We start from the raw sequence: 14,880 nt of genomic DNA, 5'->3' as shown, positions 1-14,880 counted from the left end.
ACTTTCGTTGTAACCTTAAGTACGATTCATTAAATTAAAGCAACATTTCTGTTATCAAAGGGGCATGATGCGTTCCTTACCCGCGCAAGTGCGTGCTACGTGCCTGCGAATAGTGATTTCTTGTGTCATGAGACACCCTCCAATATTCACTCCCTGCCCTTCTCTGCCTCTTGACTTGAATGATATTGATAATTATTCTCAATTAACACTTTCACGGTTTGTAAGGATATCCGCATGATTGGTTTTCACGCTCATTTACCTGCCCTATTCCGTCGCATCGCGCTGCCGTGCGCTTTACTGCTTTTAGCCAGTACCTCCGCTCCGGCGGCTGAAAAGCTTAAAGTCATCACGACCTTTACCATCATTCAGGATATCGCACAGAATATCGCGGGCGACGCGGCGACGGTTGAGTCCATCATCAAACCCGGTGCGGAGATTCATGATTATCAACCGACACCACGTGATATTGTTAAAACACAGTCTGCACAGTTGGTGCTGTGGAACGGCATGAATCTCGAACGTTGGTTTACGCGCTTTTTCGAGAACGTGAAAAATGTGCACGCTGTTGTGGTGACAGAAGGCATCACCCCGCTTCCTATCCGCGAAGGGGCCTATCATGGCAACCCAAACCCGCATGCCTGGATGTCGCCCTCCAACGCATTAATCTATATTGAAAATATCCGCAAAGGCCTAGTACAAGCCGATCCCGTGAACGCAGAGACGTATAACCGTAATGCCAAAGCCTATGCGGAAAAAATTAAGGCTCTCGACGCGCCGCTGCGTGAACGTCTTGCCCGTATCCCAGAACCGCAGCGCTGGTTAGTCACCAGTGAAGGGGCGTTCAGCTATCTGGCAAAAGATTATCAGTTCAATGAAGTCTACCTCTGGCCAATCAATGCCGACGAACAAGGTTCACCGCAGCAGGTGCGTCGGGTTATCGATACCGTGCGTGAGAAGGCTATCCCTGTCGTATTCAGTGAAAGCACCGTTTCCGATAAGCCGGCAAAACAGGTCAGTAAAGAAACGGGGGCGAAATATGGCGGCGTGCTGTATGTTGATTCTCTGTCTACAGAGAAAGGCCCAGTGCCAACCTATATCGACCTGTTAAAAGTGACGGTGGAAACTATCGCTAAAGGATTTAATCAATGAGTAGTGATCGAGCAGTACAGTCATTAGCAGTCAATGATGTTTCGGTTACTTACAGCAACGGGCATCAGGCTATTCGCCATGCCTCGTTTTCCCTGAGTGGCGGTACGATCTGCGCCTTGGTTGGCGTAAACGGCAGTGGAAAATCAACGTTGTTCAAAAGCATCATGGGGTTGGTCAAACCCACCTCAGGGCAGGTACTGCTCAACCAGCAACCGATCTACCAGGCACTGAAACAGAATCTGGTTGCTTATGTTCCACAAACAGAAGACGTGGACTGGAATTTCCCCGTTTTGGTTTCCGACGTGGTCATGATGGGACGCTACGGGAGAATGAATTTCCTGCGTATTCCCAGTAAACAGGACCGCGCTATTGTCGCGGAGTCGCTGGAGCGCGTCGGGCTATCAGCGCTGCAACATCGCCAGATCGGTGAGCTTTCAGGTGGACAGAAAAAGCGCGTCTTTCTGGCACGGGCGCTGGCTCAACAAGGCAGCGTGTTGCTGCTAGATGAGCCTTTCACCGGCGTAGACGTTAAAACAGAGAACGCGATTATCGACCTGCTTCGCACCTTGCGCGATGAAGGGCATTTGATTTTGGTGGCAACCCATAACCTCGGTAGCGTTCCTGAGTTTTGTGACAACGTTATTTTGGTCAACCGCACCGTTTTAGCCGCAGGGCCGACGCATAGCACCTTTACCCAAAGCAATTTGGAGAAAACGTTCGGTGGCGTGCTGCGACATATCAACCTCGGGGGATCTCATCTTCACGATGATAACGATGTCCGTTCGGTGACGGTGTTAACAGACGATGAACGTCCAGCCGTGTTCTATGGGTCGACCAAGAGCGATCCTCCTGCATCACGCGTGATACCGGAGGAGAAAAAGCCCTGATGATCGATATCCTGTTGCAGCCATTCAGCTATAATTACATGGTCAAGGCGATCTGGGTCAGCGCGATTGTCGGCGGCGTGTGTGCTTTTCTTTCGGCATACCTGATGCTGAAAGGCTGGTCGCTGATGGGCGATGCGCTCTCCCACTCCGTCGTCCCCGGTGTCGCAGGAGCCTATGCGCTGGGCTTGCCCTACGCGGCAGGTGCATTTTTTACCGGCATGCTCGCCGCGCTGGCGATGACCCTGATTCGTCACATTACCCGATTGCGTGAAGATGCGATTATCGGCTTTATTTTCTCCACGTTTTTCGCCGTCGGCCTGCTGATTATTTCGCTCAACCCGACATCGGTTAACGTGCAATCCATCATTTTTGGCAATATTTTAGGTATTGCTGACGAAGATATTCTGCAAGTTGAAATCATCATCGGCGTAACGTTCGTGATTCTGTGCCTGCTGTGGAAAGATCTGCTGGCCGTGTTCTTTGATGAGAACCATGCCCGCTCCATTGGCCTTTCCCCGCTGAAGCTAAAAATTCTGTTCTTTACGCTGCTGAGTGCCTGTACGGTCGCTGCGTTGCAAACTGTCGGGGCGATTTTGGTGATCGCGATGGTGATTACGCCGGGTGCCACGGCTTACCTGCTCACCGATAGATTTGGTCGTCTGGTTGTCATTTCTATTGCACTGGGTGCGATCACCAGCGCCGTCGGGGCGTATCTAAGTTTCTTCCTTGATGGTGCAACCGGCGGCGTGATTGTCACGTTGCAAACCGTCGTCTTCCTGTTGGCGTTTGTCTTTGCACCCAAGCACGGGTTGCTAGCATCGCGCCGCCTGCGGTTACGCGATCAATCAGGAGATGCATTATGACGCTCATTAGCTGGCTCATCGATCCCCTGTCCTACCCGTTCATGCAGCGTGCGTTACTCGCCGCCGTCGTCACCGGTACGGTCTGCGCCGTGCTCTCGTGTTATCTGGTGCTGAAAGGCTGGTCACTAATGGGTGATGCTATTTCCCATGCGGTGCTGCCAGGCATCGTTGTTGCGTTTTTACTGGGGATCCCATTAGTCATCGGGGCTTTCGTTTCCGGTATTTTTTGTGCGGTCGCAACGGGCTACGTGAAGGAACACAGCCGGGTCAAAGAAGACACAGTTATGGGGATCATCTTTTCCGGCATGTTTGCGCTGGGGCTTGTGATGTTTGCGCGCATCGATACCGATCAGCACCTGAACCATATTCTGTTTGGTAACGTGCTGGGCATCACTCAGCAAGAGCTGACGCAAATCTTACTGATCGCTGGGGTGACGCTGGCCATCATCTTGTTAAAGCGCCGAGATTTTATGCTGTACTGCTTCGATCCCAATCATGCTCGCGTCATTGGTCTGCCCGTTAAGCTGCTGCACTACGGATTGCTGAGCCTGCTGGCGATGACGATTGTCGCATCCTTACAGGCCGTCGGCGTTATTCTGGTGATTGCGATGCTGATTGCGCCGGGCATTATTGCCTTCATGGTCTGTAAGCGCTTCGAGCGGATGGTTCTCGTCGCCACGCTGGTTTCCGTCATTTCCTGTATTGCCGGCACCCTGATCAGTTTCTACATCGATGGCGCCACAGGCCCTTGTATCGTCATCGTTCAGGCCCTGTTCTTTACGCTAGCACTGACCTACCACCAGCTTAAATTGCGTCGTCAGGCAACCTCTCAGGCTATCACCGACGCACTGTAATCCTTTTTTCTATAAGTCCTTTAGCATGACGTAACCGGAAAATAACCACCGGTTACGTCACTTATCCCTATTTTATTTTTTCATCAAACAGATTGAGCGCCATCCTAACTCCGTGATGTTTAATTCCGACTATACTTGTTTCGCGCTATCTCCACCGATCGGTTATCACTGTGCTATATACCTGTAATACTTCAAGCTGCATGTGCGTTGGCTGCGTTCGCTCACCCGAATCACTTACTTGAGTAAGCTCATCGGGATGAAATGAGAGACATCCTGTCTCTCACCGAAGGCCAGCCGTTGGCTGGTCAAATTCGTTCCCGACGAATTTGTCCTTCTCTTGCCGCCTTCCCGTAACTCGAATTATTTGAGGTATAGATTCCATTTTTATTGCGCTCAATGGGTTACCGTAAACGAATCACCCCAGTGAACAGCAGGGTATCAGGCAACATCAACGGGAGGATGACCTTATGTGGCAAGCTATCAGCCGACTTTTGGAAGAACATCACGGTGCTGCGGATATTCAGGAACGTCGCGAATTATCCGGCGGTGAAATACATCCAGCCTGGTACATCCGTTACGGCGAGCATGACGTCTTCGTAAAATGCGATAGTCGTGAAATGCTGCCCAAATTCACGGCTGAAGCCGATCAACTTCATTTGCTGAGCCGCAGTAATACGGTGCGTGTCCCCACCGTCTATGGGGTCGGTAGCTCACGCGATAACAGTTTCCTGCTTCTGCAATATCTTCCCGTCAAACCGTTGGATGCGCACAGCGCCTGGTGCCTGGGTGAACAGTTAGCTCGCCTGCACCAGTGGAGCGACCAGCCACAATTTGGGCTGGATTTCGATAATGACCTCTCAACAACGCCTCAGCCAAACAGCTGGCAGCGGCGCTGGGCGACCTTTTTTGCCGAACAGCGTATTGGCTGGCAGTTGCAGTTGGCGGCGGAAAAAGGGATGCATTTCGGTCACATTGAAACGCTGATCGCACGCGTTGAGGAACGTTTGGCAGGACATCAGCCTCAGCCGTCGCTCCTGCACGGTGACCTATGGCCAGATAACTGTGCGAATAGTCAGGACGGGGCTTATCTGTTCGATCCGGCCTGCTATTGGGGAGACAGAGAATGTGATTTGGCGATGCTGCCGCGCTATCCATCCCTGCCCCCACAGATTTATGACGGTTACCAGAGCGTATGGCCACTGGATAAAGGCTTTATCGATCGCCAGCCCATTTACCAGATTTATTATCTGCTTAACCGCGCCAATCTTTTCGGCGTCAAGCATATTGTTGACGCGCAACAGCTCATTGAACGGCAGCTTTTGATCTAAGGCGGGACAGTTGCACTAAGAGGAAGTGTTTGCTCTAAAGGTGAGAAGAATACGGCGTCTGGCGCAATCATTGCGCCAGACCGTCAATCAGACTGGCAATCCTAATAAACGTAACACCAGATAGCCAATAGCCGCGACAATCATCGGCAGGATATAAAGCGGAAAGAATTGCACAAAAATCGTGTGTCCAGGAAAAACAACACGTGATTCCAACGTCTCACGCGTATTCCCGCAATCACCTTTCATCTTTTCCAGAATCAGTTGATCTTCAATGCCTTCCTTAATGGCCTTCGCCTGACGCGACATGCGGGCACCCGACACCTGCAAAGCCAGGCCAACAAAAATCAGGATGTAGAGCAGCCAAAACATCAGCGTCGCCCCACTGAAAAAACGCGTAAAATCGGGTACTGGCGAGTTGTACCAGAAAATATTCAGGAAAGGCGTATTAAAGCGCACCATATCGACCATCAGGTGCACAAAATCCAGAAGAACAGCATCAATACCCTGTTTTTTCTGGGTATAAGCATAAAGATAATTAGCTAGCGAGACGAAGGTTGAAAGCAGCGCGGGAATAAAAAGGATCCATCCGGCAATGCGTTTAACGACGGCAATACGGCCAGCCTGTTGATACGTCATGAGAACCCCTTCTTAGCGACGCAACATCGGTAATATATCGTTTTAGTACGACGGGTAGCCTACTGTAACTTTACGCGCAGTCAACACTTTATCTCCCGCACCGCCTGATCGGCCACAATAGCGATTGACTCCGTCATACATCACGCTACGTGTACATTAAGCCCTTCCAAGGGCTCCCCCTGACACTCAGTACTTCACGTTGTTCACAATGCTCGCATCGTGCCCTGAAACTCAACTTATTTAAGGTATAGTCTACCCGTAAATTTTCTTTTCCTTTGCTGACGGAGCCAGTGGTATGTCCTTTGATTCTTCTATACGCGCGGCGATTTTCGATATGGATGGGCTGCTGATTGATTCAGAACCGTTGTGGGACAAAGCCGAACTGGAGGTTATCGCCTCGCTTGGCGTCGATATTTCACTACGAGAATCCATGAAAGATACTCTGGGTTTACGCATCGATATGGTGGTCGAACTCTGGTATCAACGCGCTCCCTGGGCGACACCGGCCCGAGACGAGGTTGTCCGCCGTATTATCGATCGCGCCATTGAACTCGTTGCCGAACAGCGTCCTCTCCTGCCCGGCGTCGAACATGCGCTGCAACTGTGTCGCGAACAGAATCTCAAAATCGGGCTGGCTTCCGCTTCGCCGCTCCGCATGCAGCAGCAGGTGCTACGAATGTTTAATCTGGAGCACTACTTTGATGTCTTAATGTCAGCCGAGACACTGCCGTATAGCAAGCCTCATCCAGACGTGTATTTGAATGCGGCAAACGGACTCGGCGTTCCTCCGACACAGTGTGTGACGCTGGAAGACTCGGTGAACGGCATGATCGCAACCAAAGCGGCACGTATGCGTTCAATCGTTATTCCACAGGCTGAGTTTCGCGATGACGCACGCTGGGCGCTAGCCGATTATAAGCTGGACTCTCTGAATCAGTTGACTACTGAGCAGTTAGTCTAGGGATTAGGAATAAAGAAGTAGAAGAATAGAAAAGCGGACATCGCGGGATATAACGAAAGCGTGATCAGTCTATTGGCTGACCACGCTTGGAAGCATTACAGGAAATCCGCTCGCTTAGGCGAGAAAGCATCGATCAGGACACTGCCGTCTTCCAGCGAGACCACGCCGTGCATCTCGTTTTTCACTGCCAGATAGGCGTCGCCGGTTTTCAGGATACGTTTCTCACCTTCGATCACGACTTCAAAGCTGCCAGCAGCAACATAAGCAATCTGATCGTGAATCTCATGGAAGTGCGGCGTACCAATCGCACCTTTATCAAAGTGCACGTAAACCATCATCAGCTCATCGCTCCACGTCATGATTTTACGTTTAATGCCACCGCCCAGCTCTTCCCACGGCGTTTCATCATCAATAAAGTATCTTCTCATCGTTATCTCTCCTCTAACGCTTTTATTGCCCATACCTTCTATTGCGTCAACAAAGCGTGCACGACAACGAGGGTATGATTATGGATTGCGACATTTTAGCCACATCAGTACCAGAAAAAACATAAAATAAGCAAAACCATGACGGCCCTCAAGAAATAAATAAAACATTATTTCATTTTTATTGAATTCGCATCCCATCCAAACTATCATCCCGCATAACAAGAAAGAACCGGGCAGGTTGAGGAACAGGTGACGTTGTCACTGCCACGCGACATCATCTGTTTCGCCCGGCGCTTTCACCAGAAACAGTGAGTAATGAAACGGCAGTTTTCCACATGATGGGTCAGCAGCAGGAACCCGTCATAGCGTAATAAAAACGAGCGGGCGGTGGTTTCACTGATCTGGTCGATGCATTCCGGTGTTAGCACCAGACGCTACACCTTTATCTGGGGCATGGTTGGCGAGAATCAGGTTTTCGGTGACATGGATCACGTCAAGGTTAGCGAGTTACGTTAATCGCTTTCAACCGGAATTACCGGTGTTCCCTACAGTAACAGCTAACGACTAAGTATTTTGTCGCTTATAGAGAGATTACAGATATGATTTTAAATTCTTTTGATTTGCAAGGTAAAGTTGCTCTGATCACGGGTTGTGATACGGGTTTGGGTCAAGGCATGGCTATCGGTCTGGCACAAGCAGGCTGTGATATCGTCGGCGTCAACATCGTTGAACCGAAAGACACGATCGAAAAAGTCACCGCACTGGGACGTCGCTTCCTCAGCCTGACCGCCGACATGAGCAATGTCTCTGGTCATGCAGAACTGGTAGAGAAAGCTGTTGCTGAATTTGGCCACGTTGACATTCTAGTCAACAACGCCGGTATCATCCGTCGTGAAGATGCGATCGATTTCAGCGAAAAAAACTGGGACGACGTAATGAACCTGAACATTAAGAGCGTTTTCTTTATGTCTCAGACCGTTGCTCGCCAGTTCATCAAGCAAGGTAAAGGCGGTAAGATCATCAATATCGCTTCTATGCTGTCCTTCCAGGGTGGTATCCGCGTACCTTCTTATACCGCATCAAAAAGCGCCGTTATGGGTATAACCCGTCTGATGGCGAACGAGTGGGCAAAACACGGTATCAACGTCAACGCCATTGCACCGGGATATATGGCTACCAACAATACCCAGCAACTGCGTGCCGATGAAGAACGCAGCAAAGAAATTCTGGATCGTATCCCAGCTGGCCGTTGGGGTTTACCACAGGATCTGATGGGCCCATCGGTCTTCCTGGCATCCAGCGCATCTGACTACATCAATGGTTACACGATTGCCGTTGATGGTGGCTGGCTGGCACGCTAAGCGCAATTTTTCTTAGCGGCATTTCGCCGACCGACGATGAAAAGCACAATTTCGGTTGTGCTTTTTATTTGTTTTTCAAGTTGTTATTTCGTTTTTCATGATTCTTTTTCCTGCCAAAATCCTTTCTTAAAAAAAATCAAAACAACGTTCCGACTTTGATCACACTTTCGATATTGCGTGCATGACGACAAGGTTAATAGCGCAATATAATCAATCAAAACAGTGTTTCTATTTATAAGGAACTGTTCCACGGTTCCATAAGAAGGTACTCCATGAGTATTTTTGAAAGCTTATACACCAGCAGGAAATCGCAGCTCGACGAATGGGTTGCAGCACTTGATAGCCACATTGCCTGCATTCAGGATAAAGGCCGCAGCCAGAGTCAACCTACGCCATTATTGGCAGATGGCTTTGATGTGGAAAGTTATGCGCCGGTCGTATGGCAATTCCCTGATGGACATAGCGCACCTATTTCTAATTTTGCCAGCCAGCAAAATTGGCTAAGAACGCTATGTGCCATGAGCGTTGTTACAGGTAATGAGCGTTACCAGCAGCACGCTATCGCACAAAGCGAATATTTCTTGGATCATTTCGTTGATGATAATAGCGGCCTGTTCTTCTGGGGCGGTCACCGCTTTATTAACCTGGATACGCTAGCAGGCGAAGGGCCAGAGTCCAAAGCTCAGGTGCATGAATTAAAGCACCACCTTCCCTATTACGCGTTGTTGCACCGTGTCAATGCGGAAAAGACGCTGAATTTCTTTCAGGGTTTCTGGAACGCGCACGTCGAGGACTGGGATTCACTGGATCTGGGTCGTCATGGTGATTACAGCAAAAAACGTGATCCAAACGTTTTCCTGCATGCCCGCCATGATGTCGTCGATCCGGCACAGTGGCCTATTCTGCCATTAACGAAAGGGCTAACTTTTGTTAATGCTGGCACAGACCTGATTTATGCCGCGTTCAAATACGCAGAATACACAGGCGATAGCCACGCCGCGGCCTGGGGTAAGCATCTTTATCGCCAATACGTTTTGGCACGCAACCCAGAAACCGGTATGCCGGTGTATCAGTTCAGTTCACCACAGCAGCGCCAGCCTGTACCCGAAGACGACAACCAGACACAGTCCTGGTTTGGCGATCGTGCTCAACGTCAGTTTGGTTCAGAGTTTTGTGAAATCGCGCGCGAAGCCAATGTACTGTTCCGTGACATGCGCCCACTACTTATTGATAACCCACTGGCAATGCTGGATATTCTCCGCACACAGCCTGATGCAGAAATGCTGAACTGGGTTATTTCAGGGTTAAAAAATTACTATCAGTACGCCTACGATGTCACCAGCAATACACTGCGCCCGATGTGGAACAACGGCCAGGACATGACTGGCTACCGTTTTAAACGCGATGGCTATTATGGTAAAGCGGGTACGGAATTAAAACCGTTTGCATTAGAAGGTGACTATTTATTACCGCTGGTTCGTGCTTACCGCCTGAGTGGCGATGAGGATCTGTACGCACTGGTTAACACCATGCTGACGCGGCTGAATAAAGAAGACATTCAGCACATCGCCAGCCCGTTACTCTTGTTGACCGTCATTGAACTGGCCGATCACAAACAATCAGAATCCTGGGCACATTACGCCGCGCAACTGGCTGGCGTTCTGTTTGAACAACACTTTCATCATGGTTTGTTCGTTCGCTCCGCACAGCATCGTTATGTTCGTCTGGATGATAGCTATCCGCTGGCTTTACTGACTTTCGTTGCCGCTTGTCGCAACAAATTAAACGATATCCCGCCGTATCTGACACAAGGTGGATATGTTCACGGTGATTTTCACGTTAACGGGGAAAATAGAATTGTTTATGACGTGGAATTAATTTATCCAGAGTTATTAACAGCTTAATTTTATGTTTTTTTTAATGGTTCACAATTAATCAATAGGTAAGCATTATGAATGAAAACAGAATGCTGGGGTTAGCCTATATCTCCCCCTATATTATAGGGCTGATAGTTTTTACCGCTTTCCCCTTTGTTTCGTCATTTATCCTCAGTTTTACTGAGTATGATTTGATAAATCCGCCTGAATTTACGGGGTTAGAAAACTATCACCGTATGTTCCTGGAGGATGATCTCTTTTGGAAATCCATGGGCGTCACCTTTGCCTATGTATTTCTGACCATTCCATTGAAATTAATCTTCGCACTGTTAATTGCGTTTGTACTTAATTTCAAATTACGTGGTATCGGCTTCTTCCGTACTGCTTACTATGTGCCTTCTATTCTGGGCAGCAGCGTGGCCATTGCCGTTCTGTGGCGTGCACTGTTCGCCATCGATGGATTGTTAAACAGCTTCCTCGGTGTGTTTGGCTTTGATGCCATCAACTGGCTGGGCGAACCGTCGCTGGCACTGATGTCAGTAACGCTGTTGCGTGTATGGCAGTTCGGTTCCGCCATGGTTATCTTCCTGGCTGCATTGCAGAACGTTCCGCAGTCTCAGTATGAAGCGGCAATGATCGACGGTGCATCCAAATGGCAAATGTTCCTGAAAGTAACGGTACCGCTGATTACGCCAGTTATTTTCTTTAACTTTATCATGCAGACCACTCAGGCATTCCAGGAGTTTACGGCACCTTACGTCATTACTGGCGGTGGTCCAACGCACTATACCTACCTGTTCTCGCTCTATATCTACGATACGGCGTTCAAGTATTTCGATATGGGCTACGGTGCTGCCTTGGCATGGGTTCTGTTCTTGGTTGTTGCAGTATTCGCGTCTATCTCCTTTAAGTCGTCGAAATACTGGGTGTTCTACTCCGCTGATAAAGGAGGAAAAAATGGCTGACATGCATTCAAACCTGACTACAGCACAAGAAGTTGCTGCTGCAGAAGTACGCCGCACGCTGCGTAAAGAAAAACTCAGTGCCGCCATCCGTTACGTGATACTGCTGTTTGTTGGTTTACTGATGCTTTATCCACTGGCGTGGATGTTCTCAGCGTCGTTCAAACCAAACCATGAGATTTTCACCACGTTGGGTCTGTGGCCTACTCACGCCACCTGGGACGGTTTCGTTAACGGTTGGAAAACCGGTACGGAATACAATTTCGGTCACTACATGATTAACACGTTCCAGTACGTGATTCCGAAAGTGGTTCTGACCGTTATTTCCTCGGTGATTGTGGCTTATGGCTTCGCTCGCTTTGACATTCCGTGGAAGAACTTCTGGTTTGCCACGCTGATTGCCACCATGCTGTTGCCAAGCACCGTGTTGCTGATTCCACAGTACCTCATGTTCCGTGAAATGGGCATGCTGAACAGTTACCTGCCACTGTATTTGCCAGTAGCGTTTGCAACACAAGGGTTCTTTGTGTTCATGCTGATCCAGTTCCTGCGTGGTGTACCACGTGATATGGAAGAAGCCGCTCAGATCGATGGCTGTAACTCTTTCCAGGTACTGTGGTATGTGGTCGTGCCGATTCTGAAACCAGCCATCATCTCTGTTGCGCTGTTCCAGTTCATGTGGTCAATGAACGACTTCATCGGTCCGCTGATTTATGTCTATAGCGTGGATAAATATCCGATTGCGCTGGCGCTGAAAATGTCTATCGACGTTACTGAAGGCGCTCCGTGGAATGAAATCCTGGCCATGTCCAGCATCTCCATTCTGCCATCCATTATTGTTTTCTTCCTGGCACAGCGTTACTTCGTACAAGGCGTGACCAGCAGCGGAATTAAAGGTTAATAGAGGATTTATCATGGCTGAAGTTATTTTCAAAAAGCTGGAAAAAGTATACAGCAACGGTTTCAAAGCGGTTCACGGTATCGACCTGACCATTAAAGACGGTGAATTCATGGTTATCGTCGGCCCGTCTGGCTGTGCGAAATCCACTACGCTGCGTATGCTGGCGGGTCTGGAAACCATCAGCGGCGGTGAAGTTCGCATCGGTGAGCGCGTTGTTAACAATCTGGCGCCGAAAGAGCGCGGGATTGCTATGGTGTTCCAGAACTATGCCCTCTACCCTCACATGACGGTAAAAGAGAATCTGGCGTTTGGTCTGAAGCTGAGCAAACTGCCTAAAGAGCAAATTGAAGCGCAGGTCGCTGAAGCGGCCAAAATTCTGGAGCTGGAAGAACTGCTGGATCGTCTGCCGCGCCAGTTGTCTGGTGGTCAAGCACAGCGTGTGGCCGTAGGCCGCGCCATCGTTAAAAAGCCAGATGTGTTCCTGTTTGACGAACCGTTGTCTAACCTGGACGCCAAACTGCGTGCTTCCATGCGTATCCGTATTTCTGACCTGCATAAGCAGTTGAAGAAAAGCGGTAAAGCGGCGACAAGTGTATATGTTACCCACGATCAGACTGAAGCAATGACCATGGGTGACCGTATCTGCGTGATGAAGCTCGGTCACATCATGCAGGTCGATACGCCGGATAACCTGTACCACTTCCCTGTCAACATGTTCGTTGCTGGCTTCATTGGCTCACCAGAAATGAACATTAAGCCGTGCAAACTGGTCGAGAAAGACGGTCAGGTTGGCGTTGTGGTTGGGAATAACGCGCTGGTGTTAAATGCTGCAAAACAAGACAAAGTCCGCGGCTATATCGGACAAGATGTCTTCTTTGGTGTTCGCCCAGACTATGTTTCCGTGTCAGATACGCCATTTGAAGGCAGCCACTCACAGGGTGAGTTGGTTCGCGTAGAAAACATGGGCCACGAATTCTTTATGTACATTAAAGTCGATGGCTTTGAATTAACCAGCCGCATTCCTTATGACGAAGGTCGGCTGATTATCGAGAAGGGACTGCATCGTCCGGTATATTTCCAGTTCGACATGGAAAAATGCCATATTTTTGATGCAAAAACAGAAAAAAATATCTCTCTTTAACAGGAGTAGTAACCGATGAAAAAAGCGATCCTACACACATTAATAGCTTCATCTCTGGCGTCGTTAGTGGCAATGCCCTCTTTAGCCGCTGATAATGTGGAATTAAGAATGTCTTGGTGGGGCGGCAACAGCCGTCACCAACAGACGCTCAAAGCCATTGAGGAGTTCCATAAGCAGCATCCAAACATCACCGTGAAAGCGGAATACACTGGCTGGGATGGTCACCTGTCTCGTCTGACTACACAGATTGCCGGTAACACCGAGCCAGATGTGATGCAGACTAACTGGAACTGGTTGCCGATATTCTCTAAAAACGGTACGGGTTTTTATGACCTGAACAAAGTAAAAGATACGCTGGATCTGACACAGTTCGAACCGAAAGAACTGCAAAACACCACGGTCGAAGGGAAGCTAAACGGTATTCCAATTTCCGTTACAGCTCGCGTCTTCTATTTCAACACCGAAAGCTGGAAAAAAGCGGGACTGGAATATCCGAAAACGTGGGACGAATTGCTGAACGCCGGTAAAGTGTTCAAAGAAAAACTGGGCGACCAATACTACCCTATCGTATTGGAACACCAGGATTCTCTGGCTCTGCTGAACTCTTATATGGTTCAGAAGTACAACATTCCAGCGATTGATGTAAAAGGTCAGAAATTCGCCTATACCGATGCACAATGGGTTGAATTCTTTGGCATGTATAAAAAGCTGATCGACAGCCATGTCATGCCTGATGCGAAATACTATGCGTCTTTCGGTAAGAGCAACATGTATGAAATGAAGCCATGGATCAACGGCGAGTGGTCTGGTACTTACATGTGGAACTCCACCATTACCAAGTACTCTGACAACCTGCAACCACCAGCAAAACTGGAATTGGGTAACTACCCAATGCTGCCAGGTGCGAAAGATGCCGGCTTGTTCTTCAAACCTGCACAGATGCTGTCTATCGGTAAATCAACTAAGCACCCTAAAGAGTCTGCTCAGTTGATCAACTTCCTGCTGAACAGCAAAGAAGGGGCTCAGGCTCTGGGTCTGGAACGTGGTGTACCGTTGAGTAAAGCCGCTGTGGCTCAGTTGACTGCTGATGGCGTGATTAAAGATGATGCGCCAGCCGTTGCCGGGTTGAAACTGGCGCTGTCTCTGCCGCATGACGTTGCCGTTGCCCCTTATTTCGACGACCCGCAAATCGTTTCTCTGTTTGGTGATACCATCCAGTCTATCGATTATGGTCAGAAATCAGTGGAAGACGCAGCGAAATACTTCCAGCGTCAATCAGATCGTATTCTAAAACGTGCAATGAAGTAATGTTGCACACCTTTTAGACGCTTATTCATCCCTGCCGCACTGACGGCAGGGATTTTTCATTTAAATTAAAACAACCGCCCTATCCAATTCGATCTCCCTCACAATTTGAAACCCCATTTTACTTTTTGTTACCCAAGACGATCTCGATCACAGAACGTAGTTTAATAATAAATAAAATAGAACTTGTCCCAAAAAGAGTAACGCGTCTTTCGAAATAAAGCATT

The 14,880-nt window shown here is 49.0% G+C and carries 14 protein-coding genes and 1 pseudogene; 13 read left to right on the top strand and 2 right to left on the bottom strand.

Annotated features, from left to right (window positions below):
* Window positions 1-234: 234 nt before the first annotated feature.
* The 5 genes from H0248_RS00210 to H0248_RS00190 all read left to right on the top strand — a co-directional run bounded on the left by H0248_RS00210 (window position 235) and on the right by H0248_RS00190 (window position 5,081).
* Entirely contained in the window at window positions 235-1,149 is a 915-nt protein-coding gene (locus H0248_RS00210) for a metal ABC transporter substrate-binding protein (protein ID WP_180784233.1), read from the top strand.
* Window positions 1,146-2,036, top strand: coding sequence for a manganese/iron ABC transporter ATP-binding protein (locus tag H0248_RS00205; protein WP_180784232.1), 891 nt, complete (start codon window positions 1,146-1,148; stop codon window positions 2,034-2,036). The genes H0248_RS00210 and H0248_RS00205 overlap by 4 nt, the downstream gene beginning before the upstream one ends.
* Window positions 2,036-2,899 carry a metal ABC transporter permease gene (locus H0248_RS00200; RefSeq protein ID WP_010275570.1) on the top strand — a complete coding sequence of 288 codons (864 nt, stop codon included), beginning with the start codon at window positions 2,036-2,038 and terminating at the stop codon, window positions 2,897-2,899. The genes H0248_RS00205 and H0248_RS00200 overlap by 1 nt, the downstream gene beginning before the upstream one ends.
* The gene (locus H0248_RS00195; protein WP_014915282.1) at window positions 2,896-3,753 is read left to right on the top strand and encodes a metal ABC transporter permease; all 858 of its coding nucleotides are present in this window, start codon (window positions 2,896-2,898) and stop codon (window positions 3,751-3,753) included. Before H0248_RS00200 ends, H0248_RS00195 begins: the two co-directional genes overlap by 4 nt.
* Before the next feature lie 467 nt (window positions 3,754-4,220).
* A complete protein-coding gene (locus H0248_RS00190) occupies window positions 4,221-5,081 on the top strand; it encodes a fructosamine kinase family protein (RefSeq protein WP_180784231.1) in 861 nt (286 codons plus the stop codon).
* Window positions 5,082-5,168: 87 nt separating this feature from the next.
* Here H0248_RS00190 and H0248_RS00185 read toward each other — a convergent pair whose 3' ends face one another.
* Window positions 5,169-5,717 (bottom strand): YniB family protein, encoded by a 549-nt coding sequence (locus H0248_RS00185; RefSeq protein ID WP_180784230.1) that lies wholly within the window; start codon window positions 5,715-5,717, stop codon window positions 5,169-5,171.
* A gap of 295 nt (window positions 5,718-6,012) precedes the next feature.
* Here H0248_RS00185 and hxpB point away from each other — a divergent pair, with 295 nt between their 5' ends.
* Window positions 6,013-6,678 carry a hexitol phosphatase HxpB gene (gene hxpB, locus H0248_RS00180; RefSeq protein WP_180784229.1) on the top strand — a complete coding sequence of 222 codons (666 nt, stop codon included), beginning with the start codon at window positions 6,013-6,015 and terminating at the stop codon, window positions 6,676-6,678.
* A 95-nt stretch (window positions 6,679-6,773) separates the two neighbouring features.
* On the opposite strand, the gene H0248_RS00175 is transcribed toward hxpB, so the two are convergent.
* Complete coding sequence (locus H0248_RS00175; RefSeq protein WP_010275594.1) at window positions 6,774-7,106, bottom strand: cupin domain-containing protein; 333 nt, start codon at window positions 7,104-7,106, stop codon at window positions 6,774-6,776.
* Between the two features lie 308 nt (window positions 7,107-7,414).
* On the opposite strand from H0248_RS00175, the pseudogene H0248_RS00170 reads away from it, so the two are divergent.
* From H0248_RS00170 to H0248_RS00140, 7 genes and pseudogenes are all read left to right on the top strand, one after another.
* Window positions 7,415-7,622: pseudogene (locus H0248_RS00170) on the top strand (5-dehydro-4-deoxy-D-glucuronate isomerase); the annotation flags it as partial.
* An 83-nt stretch (window positions 7,623-7,705) separates the two neighbouring features.
* Entirely contained in the window at window positions 7,706-8,467 is a 762-nt protein-coding gene (gene kduD / locus H0248_RS00165) for a 2-dehydro-3-deoxy-D-gluconate 5-dehydrogenase KduD (RefSeq protein WP_180784228.1), read from the top strand.
* A gap of 272 nt (window positions 8,468-8,739) precedes the next feature.
* Window positions 8,740-10,371: a pectate disaccharide-lyase PelW gene (gene pelW, locus H0248_RS00160; RefSeq protein WP_180784227.1), complete on the top strand. Its 1,632-nt coding sequence runs from the start codon at window positions 8,740-8,742 to the stop codon at window positions 10,369-10,371.
* A gap of 47 nt (window positions 10,372-10,418) precedes the next feature.
* Entirely contained in the window at window positions 10,419-11,309 is an 891-nt protein-coding gene (locus tag H0248_RS00155; RefSeq protein WP_005968854.1) for a carbohydrate ABC transporter permease, read from the top strand.
* A complete protein-coding gene (locus H0248_RS00150; RefSeq protein WP_180784226.1) occupies window positions 11,302-12,207 on the top strand; it encodes a carbohydrate ABC transporter permease in 906 nt (301 codons plus the stop codon). Before H0248_RS00155 ends, H0248_RS00150 begins: the two co-directional genes overlap by 8 nt.
* Window positions 12,208-12,220: 13 nt before the next feature.
* Complete coding sequence (locus H0248_RS00145; RefSeq protein ID WP_180784225.1) at window positions 12,221-13,348, top strand: ABC transporter ATP-binding protein; 1,128 nt, start codon at window positions 12,221-12,223, stop codon at window positions 13,346-13,348.
* Between the two features lie 15 nt (window positions 13,349-13,363).
* Window positions 13,364-14,656, top strand: coding sequence for an ABC transporter substrate-binding protein (locus tag H0248_RS00140; RefSeq protein WP_180784224.1), 1,293 nt, complete (start codon window positions 13,364-13,366; stop codon window positions 14,654-14,656).
* Window positions 14,657-14,880 lie beyond the last annotated feature (224 nt).

The organism is Pectobacterium brasiliense (assembly GCF_013449685.1).
GTDB lineage: Bacteria > Pseudomonadota > Gammaproteobacteria > Enterobacterales > Enterobacteriaceae > Pectobacterium > Pectobacterium brasiliense_A.
Note: the sequence above shows the minus strand (reverse complement) of the source record. Positions and strands in the feature narration are given on the sequence as shown.

What these genes read in the sequence shown, in the direction of transcription:
- H0248_RS00210 (WP_180784233.1), top strand. Translation starts at nt 235, where the DNA reads ATGATTGGTTTTCACGCTCATTTACCTGCCCTATTCCGTCGCATCGCG.
- H0248_RS00205 (WP_180784232.1), top strand. Translation starts at nt 1,146, where the DNA reads ATGAGTAGTGATCGAGCAGTACAGTCATTAGCAGTCAATGATGTTTCG.
- H0248_RS00200 (WP_010275570.1), top strand. Translation starts at nt 2,036, where the DNA reads ATGATCGATATCCTGTTGCAGCCATTCAGCTATAATTACATGGTCAAG.
- H0248_RS00195 (WP_014915282.1), top strand. Translation starts at nt 2,896, where the DNA reads ATGACGCTCATTAGCTGGCTCATCGATCCCCTGTCCTACCCGTTCATG.
- H0248_RS00190 (WP_180784231.1), top strand. Translation starts at nt 4,221, where the DNA reads ATGTGGCAAGCTATCAGCCGACTTTTGGAAGAACATCACGGTGCTGCG.
- H0248_RS00185 (WP_180784230.1), bottom strand. Translation starts at nt 5,717, where the DNA reads ATGACGTATCAACAGGCTGGCCGTATTGCCGTCGTTAAACGCATTGCC.
- hxpB (WP_180784229.1), top strand. Translation starts at nt 6,013, where the DNA reads ATGTCCTTTGATTCTTCTATACGCGCGGCGATTTTCGATATGGATGGG.
- H0248_RS00175 (WP_010275594.1), bottom strand. Translation starts at nt 7,106, where the DNA reads ATGAGAAGATACTTTATTGATGATGAAACGCCGTGGGAAGAGCTGGGC.
- kduD (WP_180784228.1), top strand. Translation starts at nt 7,706, where the DNA reads ATGATTTTAAATTCTTTTGATTTGCAAGGTAAAGTTGCTCTGATCACG.
- pelW (WP_180784227.1), top strand. Translation starts at nt 8,740, where the DNA reads ATGAGTATTTTTGAAAGCTTATACACCAGCAGGAAATCGCAGCTCGAC.
- H0248_RS00155 (WP_005968854.1), top strand. Translation starts at nt 10,419, where the DNA reads ATGAATGAAAACAGAATGCTGGGGTTAGCCTATATCTCCCCCTATATT.
- H0248_RS00150 (WP_180784226.1), top strand. Translation starts at nt 11,302, where the DNA reads ATGGCTGACATGCATTCAAACCTGACTACAGCACAAGAAGTTGCTGCT.
- H0248_RS00145 (WP_180784225.1), top strand. Translation starts at nt 12,221, where the DNA reads ATGGCTGAAGTTATTTTCAAAAAGCTGGAAAAAGTATACAGCAACGGT.
- H0248_RS00140 (WP_180784224.1), top strand. Translation starts at nt 13,364, where the DNA reads ATGAAAAAAGCGATCCTACACACATTAATAGCTTCATCTCTGGCGTCG.